This window comes from Nocardiopsis sp. CA-288880 (genome assembly GCF_050955985.1).
Lineage (GTDB): Bacteria > Actinomycetota > Actinomycetes > Streptosporangiales > Streptosporangiaceae > Nocardiopsis > Nocardiopsis tropica.
The window spans coordinates 4,407,987-4,425,504 of the sequence record NZ_CP192105.1 but is presented as its reverse complement, the minus strand read 5'-3'; the positions used below and the strand labels follow the sequence as shown (position 1 = coordinate 4,425,504).

The following is a 17,518-nucleotide window of genomic DNA, read 5'->3' as shown; positions in this document are numbered from 1 at the left end:
GCAGGGATGTGGTTCAGTCCTGGGCGTCCTCGCCGTCGAGGTGGGCGGCCAGGTCCGCGACCGTGGTGAAGCGGAACAGGTCGACCATCGACACCCTGACGTCGAGGGACTTCTGGATGCTCTGGGCGATCCGCAGCGCGGACAGCGAGTCGACGCCCAGGGCGAAGGAGCTGTCGTGGACGTTGACGTCGGTCAGGTCGAGCTCGCGCGCCCAGATGTCGCCGAGGGCCCGTTCGGTGGCGGTGTAGGCGCCGTCCTGCCTGCCGAACAGGGTGGCGCCCGCGGCGGGGGCCTGCGGCGACCCCTCCCGGCGGGCGGCGCCGCGCGCCGCGGCCAGGGCGGTCCGCACGGGCGGGGAGAGCACGAAGGGCGCGCGCCGCAGCAGCTCGTCCAGGCCCCCCGCGCCGGGCCCGGCCAGGCGCGCGTAGTTGACCTCGCCCACGACGACGTTGCCGCGGGCGTGGGCCACGACCTCCTCGAAGCTGTTCAGCGCGTCGGCGGTGGTCAGGGAGCGGAAGAAGCCCCGGTCCTCCTCGACCCCGTGGTCGAAGGCCATCCCGGTCTCGCTCCAGTCGCTCCAGTCGACCGTGACCGTGCGCAGGCCCCGCGCGGCGCGCTCCTCGGCGAAGTGGTCGAGGTAGCTGTTGGCGGCCGTGTAGTCGGACTGTCCGGCGGCTCCGAAGACCGACACCGTGGATCCGAAGAGGACCATGCACGCGGGCGGGTCGTCCCGGGTGACCAGGTCGAGGACCGCGGCGCCGAGCACCTTGGGGGCCAGGGTGCGCCGGAAGGTCTGTTCGTCCTTGCGGAAGAGGAAGCCGTCGCCCGCGATCCCCGCGGCGTGCAGCACGCAGGAGATCGGCCCCTGCTCCTCCCGGACCAGCCGCACGACCTCGGCCATCCGCTCCGGGTCGGCGACGTCGGCGCTGTAGCTGCGGACCCGGGCCCCGTGCTCCTCCAGCTCGCGCACGGCCCGGATCCGGTCCAGGAGCCGGGTGTCGTCGGCCGGGACGCCGTCCCACTCCTCGCGCGGGGGGAGCCCGGTGCGGTTGACCAGGGCCAGGCGCACCCCGGGCACGGTGCGGCTCAGGTGGCGCGCGGTGGCCAGGCCCAGGCCGCCCAGGCCGCCGGTGATGAGGTGGACCCCGTTCCCGGGGAGGGGGTCCTGCGCAGGGGTGCCGCGCAGGTCGACCGGGACGAGTTCGGCGACGTGGCGCACTCCCGCGCGCAGGGCGACGACGGTGGGCGTGCGCCGGGCGAGCAGGAGGTCGCAGACGGGCCCTGGGTCGGTGTCCCCGTCGGTGTCCACGCACAGGACCTCGGTCCCCTCGCTCTCCATGCCGATGACCTTCGCCAGGCCGAAGAGGGTCGCGTGCACGGGGGCGGTGGCCTCCTCCCGGCCGGTCACCCTGGCCACGCGGGGCGCCACGACGCTGAACCGGCCGGGGACGCCGCCGCGCTCCCACAGGCGGCGCACCAGGTGGAAGACGCTGTGCACGCCGTGGTCGAGGCGGTCCGCGAGCTCCTCGGGGCCGCCGCAGGGGCCGTCCGCCGGGGCGGCCACGTGCACGACCTCCTCCGGGGGCCTCTCCCGGAGGGCGTCCAGCAGCCCGTCGAACCCGTCGGGGGTCGGTTCGACTCCGTGGACGTCGCCGCCCGGGGTGCTCCGGGCGCCGGTGAGCTCGGCCTCGGACACGTGCACGCCCCGGGCGCGCAGTTCCGCGGCCAGGGCGCTGCCCTGGCCCGCGCGCTCGGCGACGACCAGGACCGAACCCGGTGCGTCGCGGGGTTCCAGGGCTTCGGTCGCGCGCCGCCAGCGCAGCGCGTGGTGGCGCGTGTGCGGGCGCAGCCGCGCGACGGTCCGCCGGGGGTCGGCCACGCGCTTGGCGGTGAAGCCGCGGATCTCCACGCAGGTGGTGCCGTCGTCGTCGCAGATCAGGACGTCGGCCCTGCGGACCTCGGCGTTGTCGGCCTCCGGGCGCGTGCGGACCAGGCTCAGGCCGGTGGCGGGGACGGGCGCGTGGACGAGCAGCTCGTCGTAGCCGACGGGGAGGAAGAAGTCTGCGGCCGGGGCCGGGCCGTCCTGCCGTCCGGTCCCGTCCCGCAGGGCGAGCCCGCTGAAACCCGTGGCCAGGTCGAGCAGTGCGGGGTGCAGGGCGTGGTCCCCGCACTCCGGCCGGTACCGCTCGGGCATGTCGAGGCGGCCCAGGGCGGCGCGGACGCCGACCCGCACGGTGCGCAGGCTGCCCGTCCACCGCTCGCCGAACTCCATGACCCGGTGCCCGTCCTGGCGGGCGCCGACGTCCACGGTCTCCAGCGAGCACAGCTCGTGCAGCGCGGCCGTGTCCTGGACGGGCGGTGCGTCGAGCGCGCGGACGCCGACGGTCCCGCGGACGTGCTCGGTCCAGTGCCCGCCGTGCGGGGAGAGGCTGGCGACGGTGAACTCGGCCTCGTCCTGTCCGGTCTCCCGGACGGTGGTGTGGACCGTGCGGGGGGCGTTCTCCTGGACGAGCAGCGGGACGAGGAACGTCACGTCGCGGATCCGTGTGACGGGCCGTCCCAGGTGGAGGGAGGCCGCCGCGCGGGCCATCTCCAGGTAGGTGGTGCCCGGGACGATCGCCTCGCCGGACATCATGTGCTCGGACAGCACCCAGTGCCGCTCCGCGGCGAACTCGGTGGCGAAGACCGACTGCCCCATCGAGCGCAGCAGCTCCCGGTCGAGCAGCGGGTGCGGGCCGCTGTCCCGCACCTCGGCCGCCCGGGGCTCCGCTTTCTCGAGCCAGTGCTTCCTGCGGTGGAAGGGGTGGGTGGGCAGGGGGATGCGGCGGGGGTTGCGGTCGGCGTGGTAGGCGTCCCAGTCGGGTGCGGTGCCGTGGAGCCAGAGCTGTCCGAGGGTCTGGTGCAGGGTCTGGACGGCGGTGCGGGGGTCGCGCCTGTGGGGCAGGCTGTTCAGGGTCGTCGCCGGGTGCTCGTGCCCGTTCAGGACGCGCCGGGCGAGGCTGCGCAGGGTCTGGCAGGGGCCGACCTCCAACAGGGTGGTGTGGGGTGGGGCGGCTGCGGTGAGGACCCCGGCGGCGAACTCGACGGTGCCCAGGATGTGCTGTCCCCAGTACCGCGGGTCCTGGGCCTGTTCGGGGGTGATCCAGTCGCCGGTGACGTTGGAGACGAAGGGGATCACCGGGGGGCGCCGTTCGGCTGCGGCCACGGCCGCGGTGAACTCCTCGACCATCGGTGCCATGAGCTCGGAGTGGAAGGCGTGGGAGGTCGTCAGGGGCTGGGTGGGCCACCCGTGTTCGCGGGCGGTCTGCGCGAAGGCGTCGAGCGCCTCCTGCGGCCCGGAGACCACGCAGTCCCGGGGACCGTTGTGCGCGGCGAGGGAGAGCCCGGGGCCCAGGGCCTTCTCCACCTCGTCCCGGTCGGCCATGGTGTTGAGCATGGCTCCGGGGGCCTGCTCCTGCATGAGCCGTCCTCGCAGGGCGACCAGGCGCAGGGCGTCGGGGAGGGTGAAGACCCCGGCCAGGGTGGCGGCGGTCCATTCGCCGAGGCTGTGGCCGAGCATGCCCGTGGGGGCGGCGCCCCAGTGGATCCAGAGCCGGGCCAGGGCGTACTCCAGGACGAACAGGGCGGGCTGGGTCCAGCGGGTCCGGTCCAGCTGTGCGGGGTCGGGGGTGGTGAGGAGCAGGTCGCGGATGTCGGCGCCGAGCAGGGGGTGCAGGATACGGGCGCACTCGTCGACGGTGGCGCGGAAGTGCGGCTCGTCCCGGTAGAGGTCGTGGGCCATGCGCGGGTGCTGGGATCCCTGGCCGCTGAACAGGAAGACCAGCGGGGTGCTCCCGTGCGCGGTGTGGGCCGTGTGGATGTGGGCCGGGTCGCGTGTCTCCAGGGCGGCGGCGACGGCACCGGTGTCGGGGCCGGTGACGGTGCGCCGGTGCGGGAACTCGCGGCGTCCGACGGCCAGGGTGTACCCGGCGTCGGTGAGGTCGGGGGTGTGCCGGCGCAGGTGGGCGGCCATGCGGTCGGTGAGGTCCTCCAGCGCCTCGGGCGTGCGCGCCGACAGGGTCAGCAGCGCGGTACCGCGCGGGGCCGCTCCGGCCGGTTCCCCGGGCTCCTCCGGGGGCGCCTCCTCGAGGACGAGGTGGGCGTTGGTGCCGCCGAAGCCGAACGCGCTGACGCCCGCCCGCCGGGGGTGCTCGCCACGGGGCCAGGGCGTCAGCTCGGTGGTGACCCGGAAGGGGGTGGAGGCGAAGTCGATGTCGGGGTTGGGCGTGCGGTGGTTGAGCGTGGGCGGCAGCTCCCCGTGCTCCAGGGCGAGCGCGGTCTTGAGCAGTCCGGCGATGCCGGCGGCGGCGTCCAGGTGGCCGACGTTGCCCTTGACCGTGCCCAGGCCGATGCGGCGGTCGGTGTCCAGTGCCCGTGCCAGCGCCTGCACCTCGATCGAGTCGCCGATCAGGGTCCCGCTGCCGTGCGCCTCCACGTAGCCGATGCTCCCGGGATCGGCGTCGGCCGCGGCCAGGGCCTCGGTGACCACCTCCGCCTGGCCGGACGCGGTCGGCGCCGTGAAGCTCGCCTTGACCGCCCCGTCGTTGTTGACCGCCGATCCGCGGATGACGGCGTGGACCGTGTCGCGGTCGGCGAGTGCGTCCTCCAGCCGTTTGAGCACCACCACGCCCACACCGGAGCCGAAGACGGTGCCGCGGGCGTCGGCGTCGAAGGGGCGCACGTGGCCGTCCGGGGACAGGAACGACCCCTCCTGGTGCACGTAGCCGGTGTTCTCGGGGACCTTGTAGGAGACCGCGCCGGACAGGGCCATGTCGCACTCGAAGTTGAGCAGGCTCTGGCACGCGGTGTGCACCGCCACCAGCGCACTGGAGCAGGCGGTCTGGACGGGGAAGCTCGGGCCGCGCAGGCCCAGCTTGTAGGAGACCCGGCTGGTGAGGAAGGCCAGCTCGAAGGCGAGGCCGACGTTCTCCCCCTTGATCCTCTCGCCCTGCTCCAGGTTGCTCATGAGGTTGTCGAGGTAGGCCGTCGTGCTGGAGCCCCCGAAGACCCCGATCCGGCCGTCGTGGCGGGCCGCGTCGTAGCCCGCGTCCTCCAGCGCCTGCCAGGACGTCTCCAGGAACAGCCGGTGCTGCGGGTCCATCATCTTCGCCTCGCGGGCGGTGTAGCCGAAGAACTCCGCGTCGAACTCGCCGATCCCCTCGAAGCGCGGCGCGGCCCGCACGTAGTCGGAGCGCCCGAACACCGCGGGGTCCACCCCGGCGGCCTCCAGCTCCTCCTCGCTCAGGCGCCCGATCGACTCCACGCCCTCGCGCAGGTTCTCCCAGAACGCGGACAGGTCCGCGGCTCCGGGGAAGCGCCCGGCCATCCCGACGATGGCGACACCCTCGTGCTCCGGGAGGTCCTCGGACCCCGGCTCGGCCGCGTCGGCCATCACTGCCCCCTTGCCTTGCGGCGCCGCTGCTGGTGCCGGCGCCGCTTCTGCGCGTTCTCTCTGCGTTCCCGGAGCGCGTCGTCCGCGCCGTCCTGCGGGCCGTCGCCGTCCCGGGCCGGCTCCGGCGGCACGGCGACCCCGGCCAGGTGGGCGACGGTCAGCCCCTCGTAGAGGTCGCCCAGCGTCACCCTGCTGCCCAGCCGGGCGTTGACGGCGCCGACCAGCTGGATGGCGATCAGGGAGTCCCCGCCCAGGTCGAAGAAGCTGTCCTGGGCGCCGACCCGCTCGACGCCCAGCAGGTCCTGCCACACCTCGCGGATCACCGCCTCCGCGCCGGGCCCCGGAGCCGCCGGTCCGGCGGCGGCCCCGCCCGGAACGGCCGCCGGGTCCCGGACCGGTGCGGTCGCGGGCCGCGCCGCCAGGGCCTCGGCGAACAGCGCAGACAGGTCGGCGGGCGAGACGACGACCTGCGGCTCGCCCGAGTGCGCCAGGACCGTGTCGAGCGCGCGCAGTCCTTCGAGCGCGCTCATGCCGAGCTGCTCCACGCGCCGGCGCCGGCTGTGCTCAACGGAGGAGGGCAGGGCCGTGGTGACGGACATGCCGACGTCCTTCCAGGCGCCCCAGTCGATGGCGACCACCCGGATCCGTCGGCCGCGGTCCTGCGCGAAGGCGTCCAGGAAGCAGTTCGCGGCGCAGTAGTCCACCTGCCCGGCGCTGCCGATGTTGGCGCCGTTGGAGCCGAACAGCACCAGGTGGTCCAGGTCCTGGTCGGCCAGGACCTCCTCCAGGACGAGCGTGCCCCGGACCTTGGGCCGCAGGACCTCGGCGGCCTCGCGCAGGTCCTTGAGCTGGATGAGGCCCCCGCCCGCCAGCCCGGCGGCGTGGAAGACGGTGTGGACGCCGCCCCAGCGCCGGACGGCCTCGTCCACGACCGCGCGCATCGCGTCCCGGTCGGTGACGTCGGCGCGGACGACGAGCAGCTGCGCGCCGCGGTCCCGGAGCCGTTTGAGGCGGTGCACGATCTCGGTGGTCCGGCGGTCGCCCGTGCCCGCGTCGAGCCAGGCCCCCCACTCCTCGGCGGGCGGGAGGCCGGTGCGCGAGGTCAGGACGATGCGGGCCCCGTCGGACGCCAGGTGCTCGGCCAGTGCCAGGCCCAGGCCGCCGGTGCCGCCCGTGATGAGGTGGACGCGGTCCCTGCGCGCGCCCGGAACCGTGTGGGCCGGGGGCAGGGGGTGGGGGAGGAAGTGCTGCGCCCAGCGGTGGGGGCCGCGGTGGGCGACGGTCTCCGTGCCGGGTCCGGGCTCGCTCGCCAGCTCCGCCGCCAGCCGGTCGATCAGCCGCGGGTCGGGCGCCGCCGCGCAGTCGATGTCGACGCTGCGGCAGGCCGTGTCCGGCAGCTCGCGGGACATGACCCGGCAGGGGCCGAGCAGGGTGGCCTTGGCCGGGTCGAGGACCTCGTCGCCGGTGACGCAGTGCAGCCCGTTGCTGAGCACCCAGAATCGGCGCGGCTCCCCGTCGGCGTGGCGGGACAGGGACGTGGTGAGGCGGACCAGGCTCTCGAAGCCGAGCCGCAGCGCCGTGTCCGGGTCGCTCCGGTCCGCACGCACGGGCGCGGTCACGCTCCAGCAGTGGACGATGCGTGTGGGCACGCCGTCCGGGCCGTCGGCGAGGGCGGCCAGGAGCCGGTCGTGGTCGGCGCTCGAGGCCGGATCGACGGTGAACCGGCCGTCGCCGTCGTCCGTCCAGGCGTCGGCGGCGGCCACCTCGGTGACCCTGGCGCCGCCCTCGCGCAGCCGTCGCGCGAGCGCCCCTCCCACGCCCAAGCCGTCGGTGAGCACCATCCAGTGCCGACTGTGGTCGGGTGCGGTGCGCAGGGGCAGCGGGGCGCGCTGCCAGGACGGGACGTGGAACCAGTCCGCCGTGTTCTCGTGTCGGCGGGGGACGCCGTCCTCCGCCCCGCGCTCCTGCTGCGCGGTCGGTTCGACCTTGTCCAGCCAGTGCTTCCTGCGGTGGAAGGGGTGGGTGGGCAGGGGGACGCGGCGGGGGTCCCGGTCGCTGTAGTAGGCGTCCCAGTCGGGTGTGGTGCCGTGGAGCCAGAGCTGTCCGAGGGTCTGGTGCAGGGTCTGGACGGCGGTGCGGGGGTCGCGCCTGTGCGGCAGCGAGTGGAGCGCGGCAGCGGGGACCCCGGCGTCCGCCGTGATGCGCCGGGCGAGGCTGCGCAGGGTCTGGCCGGGGCCGACCTCGAGCAGCGTGGTGTGCGGGCCGTGTGCGGCGGTGAGGACCCCGGCGGCGAACTCGACGGTGGCCAGGATGTGCCGGCCCCAGTAGCGGGGGTCCTGGGCCTGCTCCGGGGTGATCCAGTCGCCGGTGACGTTGGAGACGAAGGGCAGGCTCGGGGGGCGCCGTTCGGCGGCGGCCACGGCCGCGGTGAACTCCTCGACCATCGGCGCCATGAGCTCGGAGTGGAAAGCGTGCGACGTGGCCACTTCCTGCGTGCTCCACCCGTGGTCGCGGGCGGTCTGCGCGAAGGCGTCGAGCTCCTCCCGCGGGCCGGAGACCACGCAGTCCCGGGGGCCGTTGTGCGCGGCCAGGGACAGTGAGGGCGGGAGGACCGCCTGCACGGCTTCGCGGTCGGCCACGGTGTTGAGCATGGCTCCGGGGGCCTGCTCCTGCATGAGCTGTCCCCGGAGGGCGACCAGGCGCAGGGCGTCGGGGAGGGTGAAGACCCCGGCCAGGGTGGCGGCGGTCCATTCGCCGAGGCTGTGGCCGAGCATCCCCGCGGGGGTGATGCCCCAGTGGATCCAGAGCCGGGCCAGGGCGTACTCCAGGACGAACAGGGCGGGCTGGGTCCAGCGGGTCCGGTCCAGGCGGGCGGTGTCCTGGTCGGCGAGGAGCAGGTCGCGGACGTCGGCGCCGAGCAGGGGGTGCAGGATACGGGCGCACTCGTCGACGGTGGCGCGGAAGAGGGGCTCCTCCCCGTAGAGGCCGTGTGCCATGCGCGGGTGCTGGGACCCCTGACCGCTGAACAGGAACACGACAGGGGGGTTGTCGCGGACAGCCCGCGCGCTGTGCGCGGACGCGGGGTCGCGTGTCTCCAGGGCGGCGGCGACGGCGTGTGTGTCGGGGCCGGTGACGGTGCGCCGGTGGGGGAACTCGCGGCGCCCCACGGCCAGGGTGTACCCGGCGTCGGTGAGGTCGGGGGTGTGCCGGCGCAGGTGGGCGGCCATGCGGTCGGTGAGGTCCTCCAGCGCCTCGGGCGTGCGCGCCGACAGGGTGATGAGCCCTGAGCCGCGGTGGCTCGCGGAGCGCGTGGGCGGCGCAGGGGCCTCCTCGAGGAGCAGGTGGGCGTTGGTGCCGCCGAAGCCGAACGCGCTGACACCCGCCCGCCGGGGGCGGTCCCCGCGCGGCCAGGGCGTCAGCTCGGTGACGACGTCGAACGGAGTGGCCGCGAAGTCGATGTCGGGGTTGGGCGTGCGGTGGTTGAGCGTGGGCGGCAGTTCCCCGTGCTCCAGGGCGAGCGTCGTCTTGATCAGCCCGGCGATGCCGGCGGCGGCGTCCAGGTGGCCGACGTTGCCCTTGACCGTGCCCAGGCGGACACGCCGGTCGGTGGTGTAGGAGCGCGACAGCGCCTGCACCTCGATCGGATCCCCCAGCGCCGTCCCGGTCCCGTGGGCCTCCACGTAGTCGACACCGCCCGGGTCCAGGCCGGCGCGGGCCAGGGCCGCCGCGACCACCGCGGCCTGGCCGCTCACGCTGGGCGCGGTGAAGCCGACCTTGACCGCCCCGTCGTTGTTGACCGCCGATCCGCGGATGACGGCGTGGATCGTGTCACGGTCGGCGAGCGCGTCCTCCAGCCGTTTGAGCACCACCACGCCCACGCCCGTGCCGAAGACGGTGCCTCTGGCGTCGGCGTCGAAGGGGCGCACGTGGCCGTCCGGGGACAGGAACGACCCCTCCTGGTGCACGTAGCCGGTGTTGAGCCCCGGGTCCACGTGCACGCCGCCGGAGAGCGCCATGTCGCACTCGCCGTCGAGCAGGCTCCGGCAGGCGGTGTGCACCGCAACCAGCGCCGTCGAGCACGCGGTCCGCAGGGACAGGCTCGGCCCCTTCAGGTCCAGCTTGTAGGACACCCGTGTGGAGAGGAACCCCAGCTCGTTGCCGACGAGGACCTGGGTCCGGCCCAGGGTGTCCACGAGGCGCCGGTGCGAGTGCACGTGGGCCAGGTACCGGTTGGCCCCCGCGCCGCCGAACACCCCGATCGCGCCGTCGTGGCGGGCCGCGTCGTAACCGGCGTCCTCCAGCGCCTGCCAGGACGTCTCCAGGAACAGCCGGTGCTGCGGGTCCATCACCTGCGCCTCGCGGGCGGTGTAGCCGAAGAACTCCGCGTCGAACTCGTCCGCGCCCTCGAACCTCGGCACGGCCCTGACGTAGTCCGGCTTGCCGGACTCCTCGCCGGGGACCCCGGCGGCCTCCAGCTCCTCCTCGCTCAGGCGCCCGATCGACTCCACGCCCTCGCGCAGGTTCTCCCAGAACGCGGACAGGTCCGCTGCCCCCGGGAAGCGCCCGGCCATCCCGACGACGGCGACGCCCCCGCGCCGTCCGCCCCCGCCCGGGGCCGTCACCGCTCCTCCCCGCGGCCGTCGACGAGCTCGCCGAGGGTGCGCACGGTGGGGCCCTCGTAGACGATGGTCAGCGGGACCGCCACGGCGAGCTCCTGGCGCAGCCGGTGCACGACCTGCAGGCCGAGGAGGGAGCTGCCGCCCAGCTCGAAGAAGTTGTCGTGCACGCCCACGGACTCGACGCCGAGGAGCTCCTGCCAGATCCGTGCGATCCGCTCCTCCGTGGCTCCGTCCGGGGCGACGTAGGGGTTGCGCAGCTGGGGCCGCTCGTGCAGGCGGACCGGGGCCGGCGCGTCGGCGACCGGGTCCGCCCACAGCCGCACGCGGGCGGCCAGGTCCCCGGTGGAGACGGCCACCTGGGGCAGGGGCGCGGAGCGCAGCAGCCGGTCGAAGACCCGGCGGCCCTCCTCCGGGGCCAGCGCCAGTTCGCGCACGGCGGCGCCGAGGTCGGTGCGCGCCCGCCCCTCCTCCCGGGCGAACAGCCAGGCCTCCCAGTTCACGCTGGTCCACGGCTGCTCCGGGCCGTGGTGCCGCTGGGCGAAGGCGTCCAGGGCGGCGTTGGCGGCGGCGTAGGCGGCGAAACCGAGCCCGCCCAGGATCGAGGCGACCGAGGAGCTGATGACCGCGAAGTCCAGGCGCCGCCCGGCGAACACCTCGTGCAGGACCCGGGCGCCGTGCAGCTTGGGGCCGAAGTGCCACGCGCACTCCTGCGGCCCCAGCTCCGTGATGGTGCGGTGGGCGTCCTGCCCGGTGGTCCCGGCGCAGTGCAGGATCCCGTTGACCGGACCCAGCTCACGGGACACCCGCTCCTGGACCGCGCGCACGGCCGCGAGGTCGCCGACGTCGGCCGCGACCACCGTCACCGTCGATCCGAGCTCCTCGATACCGCGCACCGCCCGGACGGCCGACGCGGTGGGCCCGGGCAGCGCCGGGTCGTCCCACTCCTCGCGGGGCGGCAGGCCCCTGCGCCCGAGCAGGACCAGGTGCACCCGCTCCTGTTCGGCGAGGGCCCCGGCCATGAGCAGTCCGATCTTCCCCAGGCCGCCGGTGACCAGGTAGACGCCGTCCCTCCGGACCGGTGGGGCCGTGCCGCCCCGGAGTTCGACCGGTTCGTAGCCCTGGGCCCACAGGTGCCTTCCGCGCAGCGCGAGGACGGGCTCCTGCGCGGGGTGGGCCAGGTGGTCCAGCAGGCGGTCCACGAGCTCGGGCGGCCCGGCGGGGCCGTCCGTCCGCACGTCCAGGTGGACGCACTCCAACGACGGGTACTCCTGGACGGCCACCTTGCAGATGCCCTGGACCGCGGCCTTGGGCGGGCAGAGCGGTTCGTCGCCGAGCACCGGGTGGACCTCGCTGGAGACCACGTCCCAGCGCTGCGGCCCGGCCATGAGCTCGTCCGCGCACGCCTGCGTCCAGTGGACCAGGCCGGTGAAGGCGCGGTCGAGCAGGTCCTGGACCTGTGCGGGGTCGGCGGCCCGTCCGGCGTCGGCGCCGACGCTCCAGCAGTGGACCACCCGCTCGGGCACCGCCCCCTCGGCGCGCAGCGACTCGGCCAGCCGGGTGAAGTGCTCGGGCCGCGCGGGGTCCAGGACGTAGGAGTCCTCGCGGTCGCGGCTCCACCCGCCGCCCGCCCGCACGGTGCGCACCGCGGCGCCCGTGTGCGCGAGCCGCTCGGCGAGCGCCGCGCCCAGTCCCGTGTCGTCGGTGAAGACCAGCCACCGCTGTGCGGCCAGGCGCCCGGCGTCCGCCGCGGGGGCGGGGGGCAGCCGCCGCCAGGAGGGGGCGTGGAACCAGTCGTCCGGCGATCCGACGCGCTCCTGCACCGACCTGTCGCGCAGGCCGTCCCGCCGACCCGGTTCCAGCCAGTAGCGGCGGCGCTCGAAGGGGTAGGCGGGCAGGGGCACACGCCTGGCGGACCCGCGCGGAGGGGAGGGGAGTTCGCGTCCGGCGAGCCAGAGCCGGCCCGCCGCTCCGAGCATCGCGGCCCGGTCGCTGCCGCCGAAGAAGGTGTTCGGCAGGGAGGGCACGACGACCCGGTCGGTGGCCGCCGCGGCGGGGTGCTGCAGGACGTCCGGGGTCAGGGTGGGGGCGGGGCCGACCTCGGCGACCACGATGTCCGGAACGGACCACAGCGTCCGCAGCCCGTCCGAGAAGCGCACGGTCAGCCGCATGTGCCGTGCCCAGTAGTCCGGGTCGACCGCCTGCTCGCCGGTGATCCACGTCCCGGTCGTGTTGGACACGAAGGGCCGCTCGGGCGGGTGCAGCTCCACCGAGCGCACCAGCCGCGCGTACGGTTCGACCACCGCGTCCATCGCCGGAGAGTGGAAGGCGAAGCGCGTGTTCAGCCGGCGGCCGGGGGTGCCCGCCTGCTCCAGGTCGGCGGCAGCCTTCTCGATGCCCTCGACCGTGCCCGAGAGCACGCAGTTCCGCGGCCCGTTGACGGCCGCCAGCCCGACCTCGTCGCCGGTGTGGCGCAGGGCCGCCTCCTCGGAGAGGGGGACGGCGAGCATCGCGCCCTCGGGCTGCTGCTCGATCAGGCGTGCGCGCTCCACCACCAGGCGCAGCGCGTCGGGCAGGGAGAACACCCCGGCCGCGCAGGCCGCCACGTACTCGCCCAGGCTGTGGCCGATCATCGCCTCGGGGGCCACGCCCCAGGAGTCCCACAGCCGGACCAGCGCGTACTCGAGGGCGAACACGGCCGGGTACCCGAGGAGCGGCCGGTCGACGGGGGCCCGGCCGCGCGCGGGCTGCTCCAGCATGCGGCGGAAGTCCGGGGAGGGCGGGGCCGCGGCGTCGTCCCCGGCGAACATGTGCTCGCGCACGTCCTGGCCGAGCAGCGGCTCCAGCAGCGCCGCGCACTCGTCCACGGCTTCCCCGAACACGGGCTCCCGGGCGTACAGGCCCCGTGCCATGCCCGGGTACTGCGAGCCGAAGCCCGTGAACACGAACCCCACCGGCCGGTGGGCGGTCTCCGGGGCCAGGGCGGACAGCAGGCGCCCGTCGTCGCGGGCGTCGAGGGCGCCGAGCGCCTCCTCGGCGCTGGAGCAGACCACCATGCGGCGGTGGGGGAAGGCCTTGCGCTGCCGGAGGGTGAACGCCATGTCGCGCAGGTCGGTGTCCGGGTGGGCGCGGAGGTGCTCCTGGAGCCGGTCGGTGGCGCTCTCGAGCGCCTCGGGGCTGCGGGCGGAGAGCACCAGCAGCTCCTCCCGGCCGGGTTCCGACGGCTCCTCGGGGCGGGGGCGGGGCGGGGCCTGTTCGAGGACGACGTGCGCGTTGGTGCCGCCCAGGCCGAAGGAGCTCACCCCGGCGCGCCGGGGCCCGTCCCCCTCGGGCCAGTCGCGCAGCCGCGTGTTGACGTAGAAGGGGCTCCCGTCCATGCCCAGCCGCGGGTTGGGCTCCTCGAAGTGCAGGCTGGGCGGGATCTGCCCGTGTTCCACCGCGAGCACCGTCTTGATCAGCCCGGCCACCCCGGCCGCGGAGTCCAGGTGCCCGATGTTGCTCTTGACCGAGCCGAGGGCGCACCCGTGCGCGGGGAGTCCGGCGAAGGCGGAGGTGAGCGCGGAGAACTCGATCGGGTCCCCGAGGTTGGTCGCGGTCCCGTGCAGCTCGACGTAGCCGATGCTGCCGGGGTCGACGTCCGCGTTGGCCAGCGCGGTGGCGATCACCTCGGCCTGGGTCGCCGCGCCGGGGGCGCTGAACCCGGCCCGGCGCGAGCCGTCGTTGTTGAGCGCCGTGCCCTTGATGACGGCGTGGATGTGGTCGTCGTCGGCGAGCGCGTCGCCCAGCCGCTTGAGGACGACCATGCCCGCGCCCTCGCCGCCGACGGTGCCCCGGGCCCGCGCGTCGAAGGTGCGGCAGTAGCCGTCGGGGGACAGGATGCCGTCCTGGCGGAAGAGGTAGCCGTCGCGGCGTGCGGGGTCGACGGCCACTCCGCCGGCCAGGGCCATGTCGCACTGGAAGGCCAGCAGGGACTGGCAGGCCTCGGCGACCGCGACCAGCGAGGTCGAGCAGGCCGACTGCACGTTGACGCTGGGGCCCCGCAGGCCGAGCTTGTAGGAGATCCGGCTGCTGACGAAGTCGGAGCGGTTGCCGATCACCGTCTGCTTGTCGCCCAGGAGCCGTTCGGCGTCGGGCTGGGTGGCGACGTTGAACAGCAGGTAGGTGTTGTTGCCCGCGCCCGCGTAGACGCCGATCGGTCCGTCGAAGCGGTCGGGGGCGTGCCCGGAGCTCTCCAGGGCCGACCAGGCGCACTCCAGCAGCACCCGGTGCTGCGGGTCCATGATCTCGGCCTCGCGGGGGGAGTAGCCGAAGAAGGCGGCGTCGAACTTCTCGGAGTCCTCCAGCAGGTAGCCGGCGGCGACGAAGTCCTCGTGGCCGCGCACGTCCGCGGGCACGCCACGCGCGGCCAGCTCCTCGTCGGAGAAGCGGGTGTCCGAGCACACCCCGGCCTTGAGGTTGCTCCAGAACTCCCCGACGTCGCGGGCCCCGGGGAAGCGTCCGGCCATGCCGACGACCGCGATGTCGAGGCTGTCGTCGTGCTCGTCGCCCGTGTCGGGCGCCGGCTGGTTCATGCCCGGCCTCGCTTCGCTCGTAGCTGCTGTTGGCGGCGGCGCAGCAGCGCGTTCTGCTGCGCCCCCCGTGCCGCTTCCGGCGGGGGCGGCTGTTCCGGCTCACCGGCGGCGAGGAACGCGGCCTGCGCGCGCACGGTCGTGTGCTGGAACAGGCCGAGGAGGTCGATGTCGCGGCCGGTCCCGGCCCGCAGGCGGTGCTGGAGCTCGACCAGGAGAAGCGAGTGCCCGCCCAGGTCGAAGAAGTTCTGTTCCACCCCCACCTCCTCCACCCCGAGCAGCTCCCGCCACGCGTCCGCGACCAGGCGTTCCAGCCCGTTCGACGGCGGCAGGGGGGCGGAGGCGGCCGTCGTCGGCGCCGGCACCGGGGGCAGGGCCGAGCGGGCGACCTTGCCGTGCTCGGACAGCGGCAGGCGCTCCATGGGCACCACCGCCTGCGGGACCATGTGCGGGGGGATCCGCTCCCCGAGGTGCCGTTCCAGGTCGGCCCGGTCGAACGAGGCGGGGGAGTGCGGTTCGACGTAGGCCACGATCCCGCGGCCGCCGGCGAGGTCGTCGCGGACGACGGTGGTGGCGTTGCGGACCTGGGGGTGGGACTTCAGGGCGGAGTCGATCTCGCCCAGTTCGACGCGGAAGCCGCGCACCTTGATCTGGTCGTCGCGGCGCCCGAGGAAGGCGATGGTGCCGTCGGGCAGGCGGCGCACGATGTCGCCGGTGCGGTAGAGCCGCTCGCCCGCCCGCGGGCCGAGGGTGTCGGGGACGAACGCCTCCCGGGTGAGGTCGGCCCTGTCGTGGTAGCCCCGGGCGAGGTTGGCGCCGCCGATGAGGAGTTCGCCCGAGACGCCCGTGGGCACCTGCTGCCCGGCCGCGTCCACCACGTGGGCGCGGGTGTTGGGGAGGGGCACGCCGATGGGCGCGGTGTCCCACTCCGCCCGCAGGTGGTCGCCGACGGCGAGGGCGAGGACGCCGACGGTCGTCTCGGTGGGCCCGTAGTGGTTGTAGACGCGGCAGTGGGGGACCGAGCGCTGGATCCCGCGCAGCCACCGCCAGTCGGAGGGCTCTCCCCCCACGATGAGCAGGCGGCGCGGCAGGAGCTCCGCGAAGCGCGGGGAGGACTGCAGCGCCCGCAGGTGGGAGGGGGCGATCTTCAGGCAGTCCACGCCCCGGTCCCGGACCCAGTCCGCGAGCCGGTCCGCGTCCAGGGCGGTCTCCCGCGGGATCAGGTGCACCTGCCCGCCGGTGCACAGGGGAGGCACGAGGGCGGTGACGCTGGAGTCCACCGTCAGCGGCTGCACCATCGCGAAGCTGAGCGGTTCGCGCAGGCCGAACCTGTCGATGACGGCGAAGGTGTAGCTCAGCAGCTGGCGGTGCTCGATCACCACGCCCTTGGGCCTGCCGGTGGAACCGGACGTGTAGAGCAGGTACGCGGCCGTGCCGAGGTCGCAGGACCCCTCGGCGGGCCTGTCGTCGGGGCGGCCCCGGAGCACGGACCAGTCGCGGTCCAGCCCGACGACGCCGCGGCCCGGTCCGAAGGAGAGGGCGGGGTCGGTGGTCACCACGGTCCGCACCGCCGCGTCGGCGAGGATCGCGGCCCTGCGCTCGGCCGGGTCGGTGGGCTCCAGCGGAACGTAGGCGCCGCCGGCCTTGAGGATGCCCAGGACGGCCACCACCAGCCTGGCGCCCCGTTCCGCGCACAGCCCCACCGTCGTCTCGGCGCCCACGCCCTGTTCGCGCAGCAGGTGGGAGAGCTGGTTGGCGCGCCGGTCGAGCTCGCCGTAGGTGAGCGCGGCCCCGGGGGTGCGCACCGCGACCGCGTCGGGGGTGCGCCGGGCCTGGGCCTCGAACAGCTCGTGGAAGGGCTGTGCGGGGACGGCGGTCCCGGTGCTGTTGAGCGCGGCGGTGAGGCGCTCCTCCTCCGCGGTGAGCACGGGCAGGTCGCGGACGGCCCGCCCCGGTGAGCCGGTCACGCCCTCCAGGAGCCGGAGCAGGTGTCCGCAGGCCCGCAGAGCGGTCGCCTCGTCGAACACGTCCGTGGCGTAGACGACCCGGCCGGCCAACCGGTCGCCGTGGTCGGTCAGCCGCACGTCCAGGTCGCAGCGGGTCGTGCGGACCGGCTCGGGGCTGCCGCCGGTCTCAGGGGGGCCGTCGGAGCGGGTGAGGCCGAAACCCGGCCAGGGCAGCGCGGTCGCGCCCTGCCGGTGGTGGCGGCCGTCCTCCTCCGCCCGGCGCAGGCTCTGCCCGGCGCGGTCGACCAGTTCGCGGAAGCTCTCCCCGCCGGTGACCCGGGTCCGTGTCAGCAGCGTGCCGCCGGAGGGGCCGGTGACGGCGACCACGAGGTCCCGCGGGCCGCCGTAGCGGTGCAGCAGGACGAGGTAGAGGGCGAGGGCCGCGGCCTCGGGTCCGCCGCCGGCCTCACCGGCCAGCGCCCGCAGCCCGGCGGCGCCCGCTGCGGGCACCTCGAACGCCACGGAGCCCGCTCTCAGCTCGCGCCGCGCGGGCGCGGGCCGGTCCCAGGGCAACACGGCCGCGGGAAGCGGCTCGGTGGCGCCCGCGGGCTCGGGCGGACTGGTCGACGGGGCGGGGGGAAGCGTCATGGGGCCGCCTTGCGGACGTCGGGGGCTGGGCAACGCAGGTCACGTCGGCTGGGAAGCGGGGCAAGGGGCCCGTGCCGGGGTTGTCGTCCTCCACGTCCCGGGGCACGGTCGCGGGGACGGGGCGGCCGGAGGAGGAACCCGGGACGGAACCGTGAATCAGCCCTGATTCCCACTCCTCGGGACCGTGGTATCCGCATTCCGGTACGCCGTCGTCACCGTGCGGCCTGACCGGTATTTGCGAAAACGGTTTCCGAGGGTAATCGGAAGCATGGTCGAAGTACGTGGAGGGCACACACGAAACCCACCTCA

Annotated in this window: 4 protein-coding genes; all 4 read right to left on the bottom strand. The window is 75.1% G+C overall.

The features are described from left to right. Window positions 1-13: 13 nt before the first annotated feature. The 4 genes from ACQPYD_RS19345 to ACQPYD_RS19330 are packed head-to-tail and all read right to left on the bottom strand — an operon-like array spanning window position 14 to window position 17,209. Window positions 14-5,431, bottom strand: coding sequence for an SDR family NAD(P)-dependent oxidoreductase (locus tag ACQPYD_RS19345; protein ID WP_433696992.1), 5,418 nt, complete (start codon window positions 5,429-5,431; stop codon window positions 14-16). Next, the gene (locus tag ACQPYD_RS19340; protein ID WP_433696991.1) at window positions 5,431-10,053 is read right to left on the bottom strand and encodes an SDR family NAD(P)-dependent oxidoreductase; all 4,623 of its coding nucleotides are present in this window, start codon (window positions 10,051-10,053) and stop codon (window positions 5,431-5,433) included. Before ACQPYD_RS19340 ends, ACQPYD_RS19345 begins: the two co-directional genes overlap by 1 nt. After that, window positions 10,050-14,618, bottom strand: a complete 4,569-nt coding sequence (locus ACQPYD_RS19335; protein ID WP_433696990.1) for an SDR family NAD(P)-dependent oxidoreductase — start codon at window positions 14,616-14,618, stop codon at window positions 10,050-10,052. Before ACQPYD_RS19335 ends, ACQPYD_RS19340 begins: the two co-directional genes overlap by 4 nt. Further along, entirely contained in the window at window positions 14,615-17,209 is a 2,595-nt protein-coding gene (locus ACQPYD_RS19330) for a non-ribosomal peptide synthetase (RefSeq protein WP_433696989.1), read from the bottom strand. The genes ACQPYD_RS19335 and ACQPYD_RS19330 overlap by 4 nt, the downstream gene beginning before the upstream one ends. Window positions 17,210-17,518: the final 309 nt, after the last annotated feature.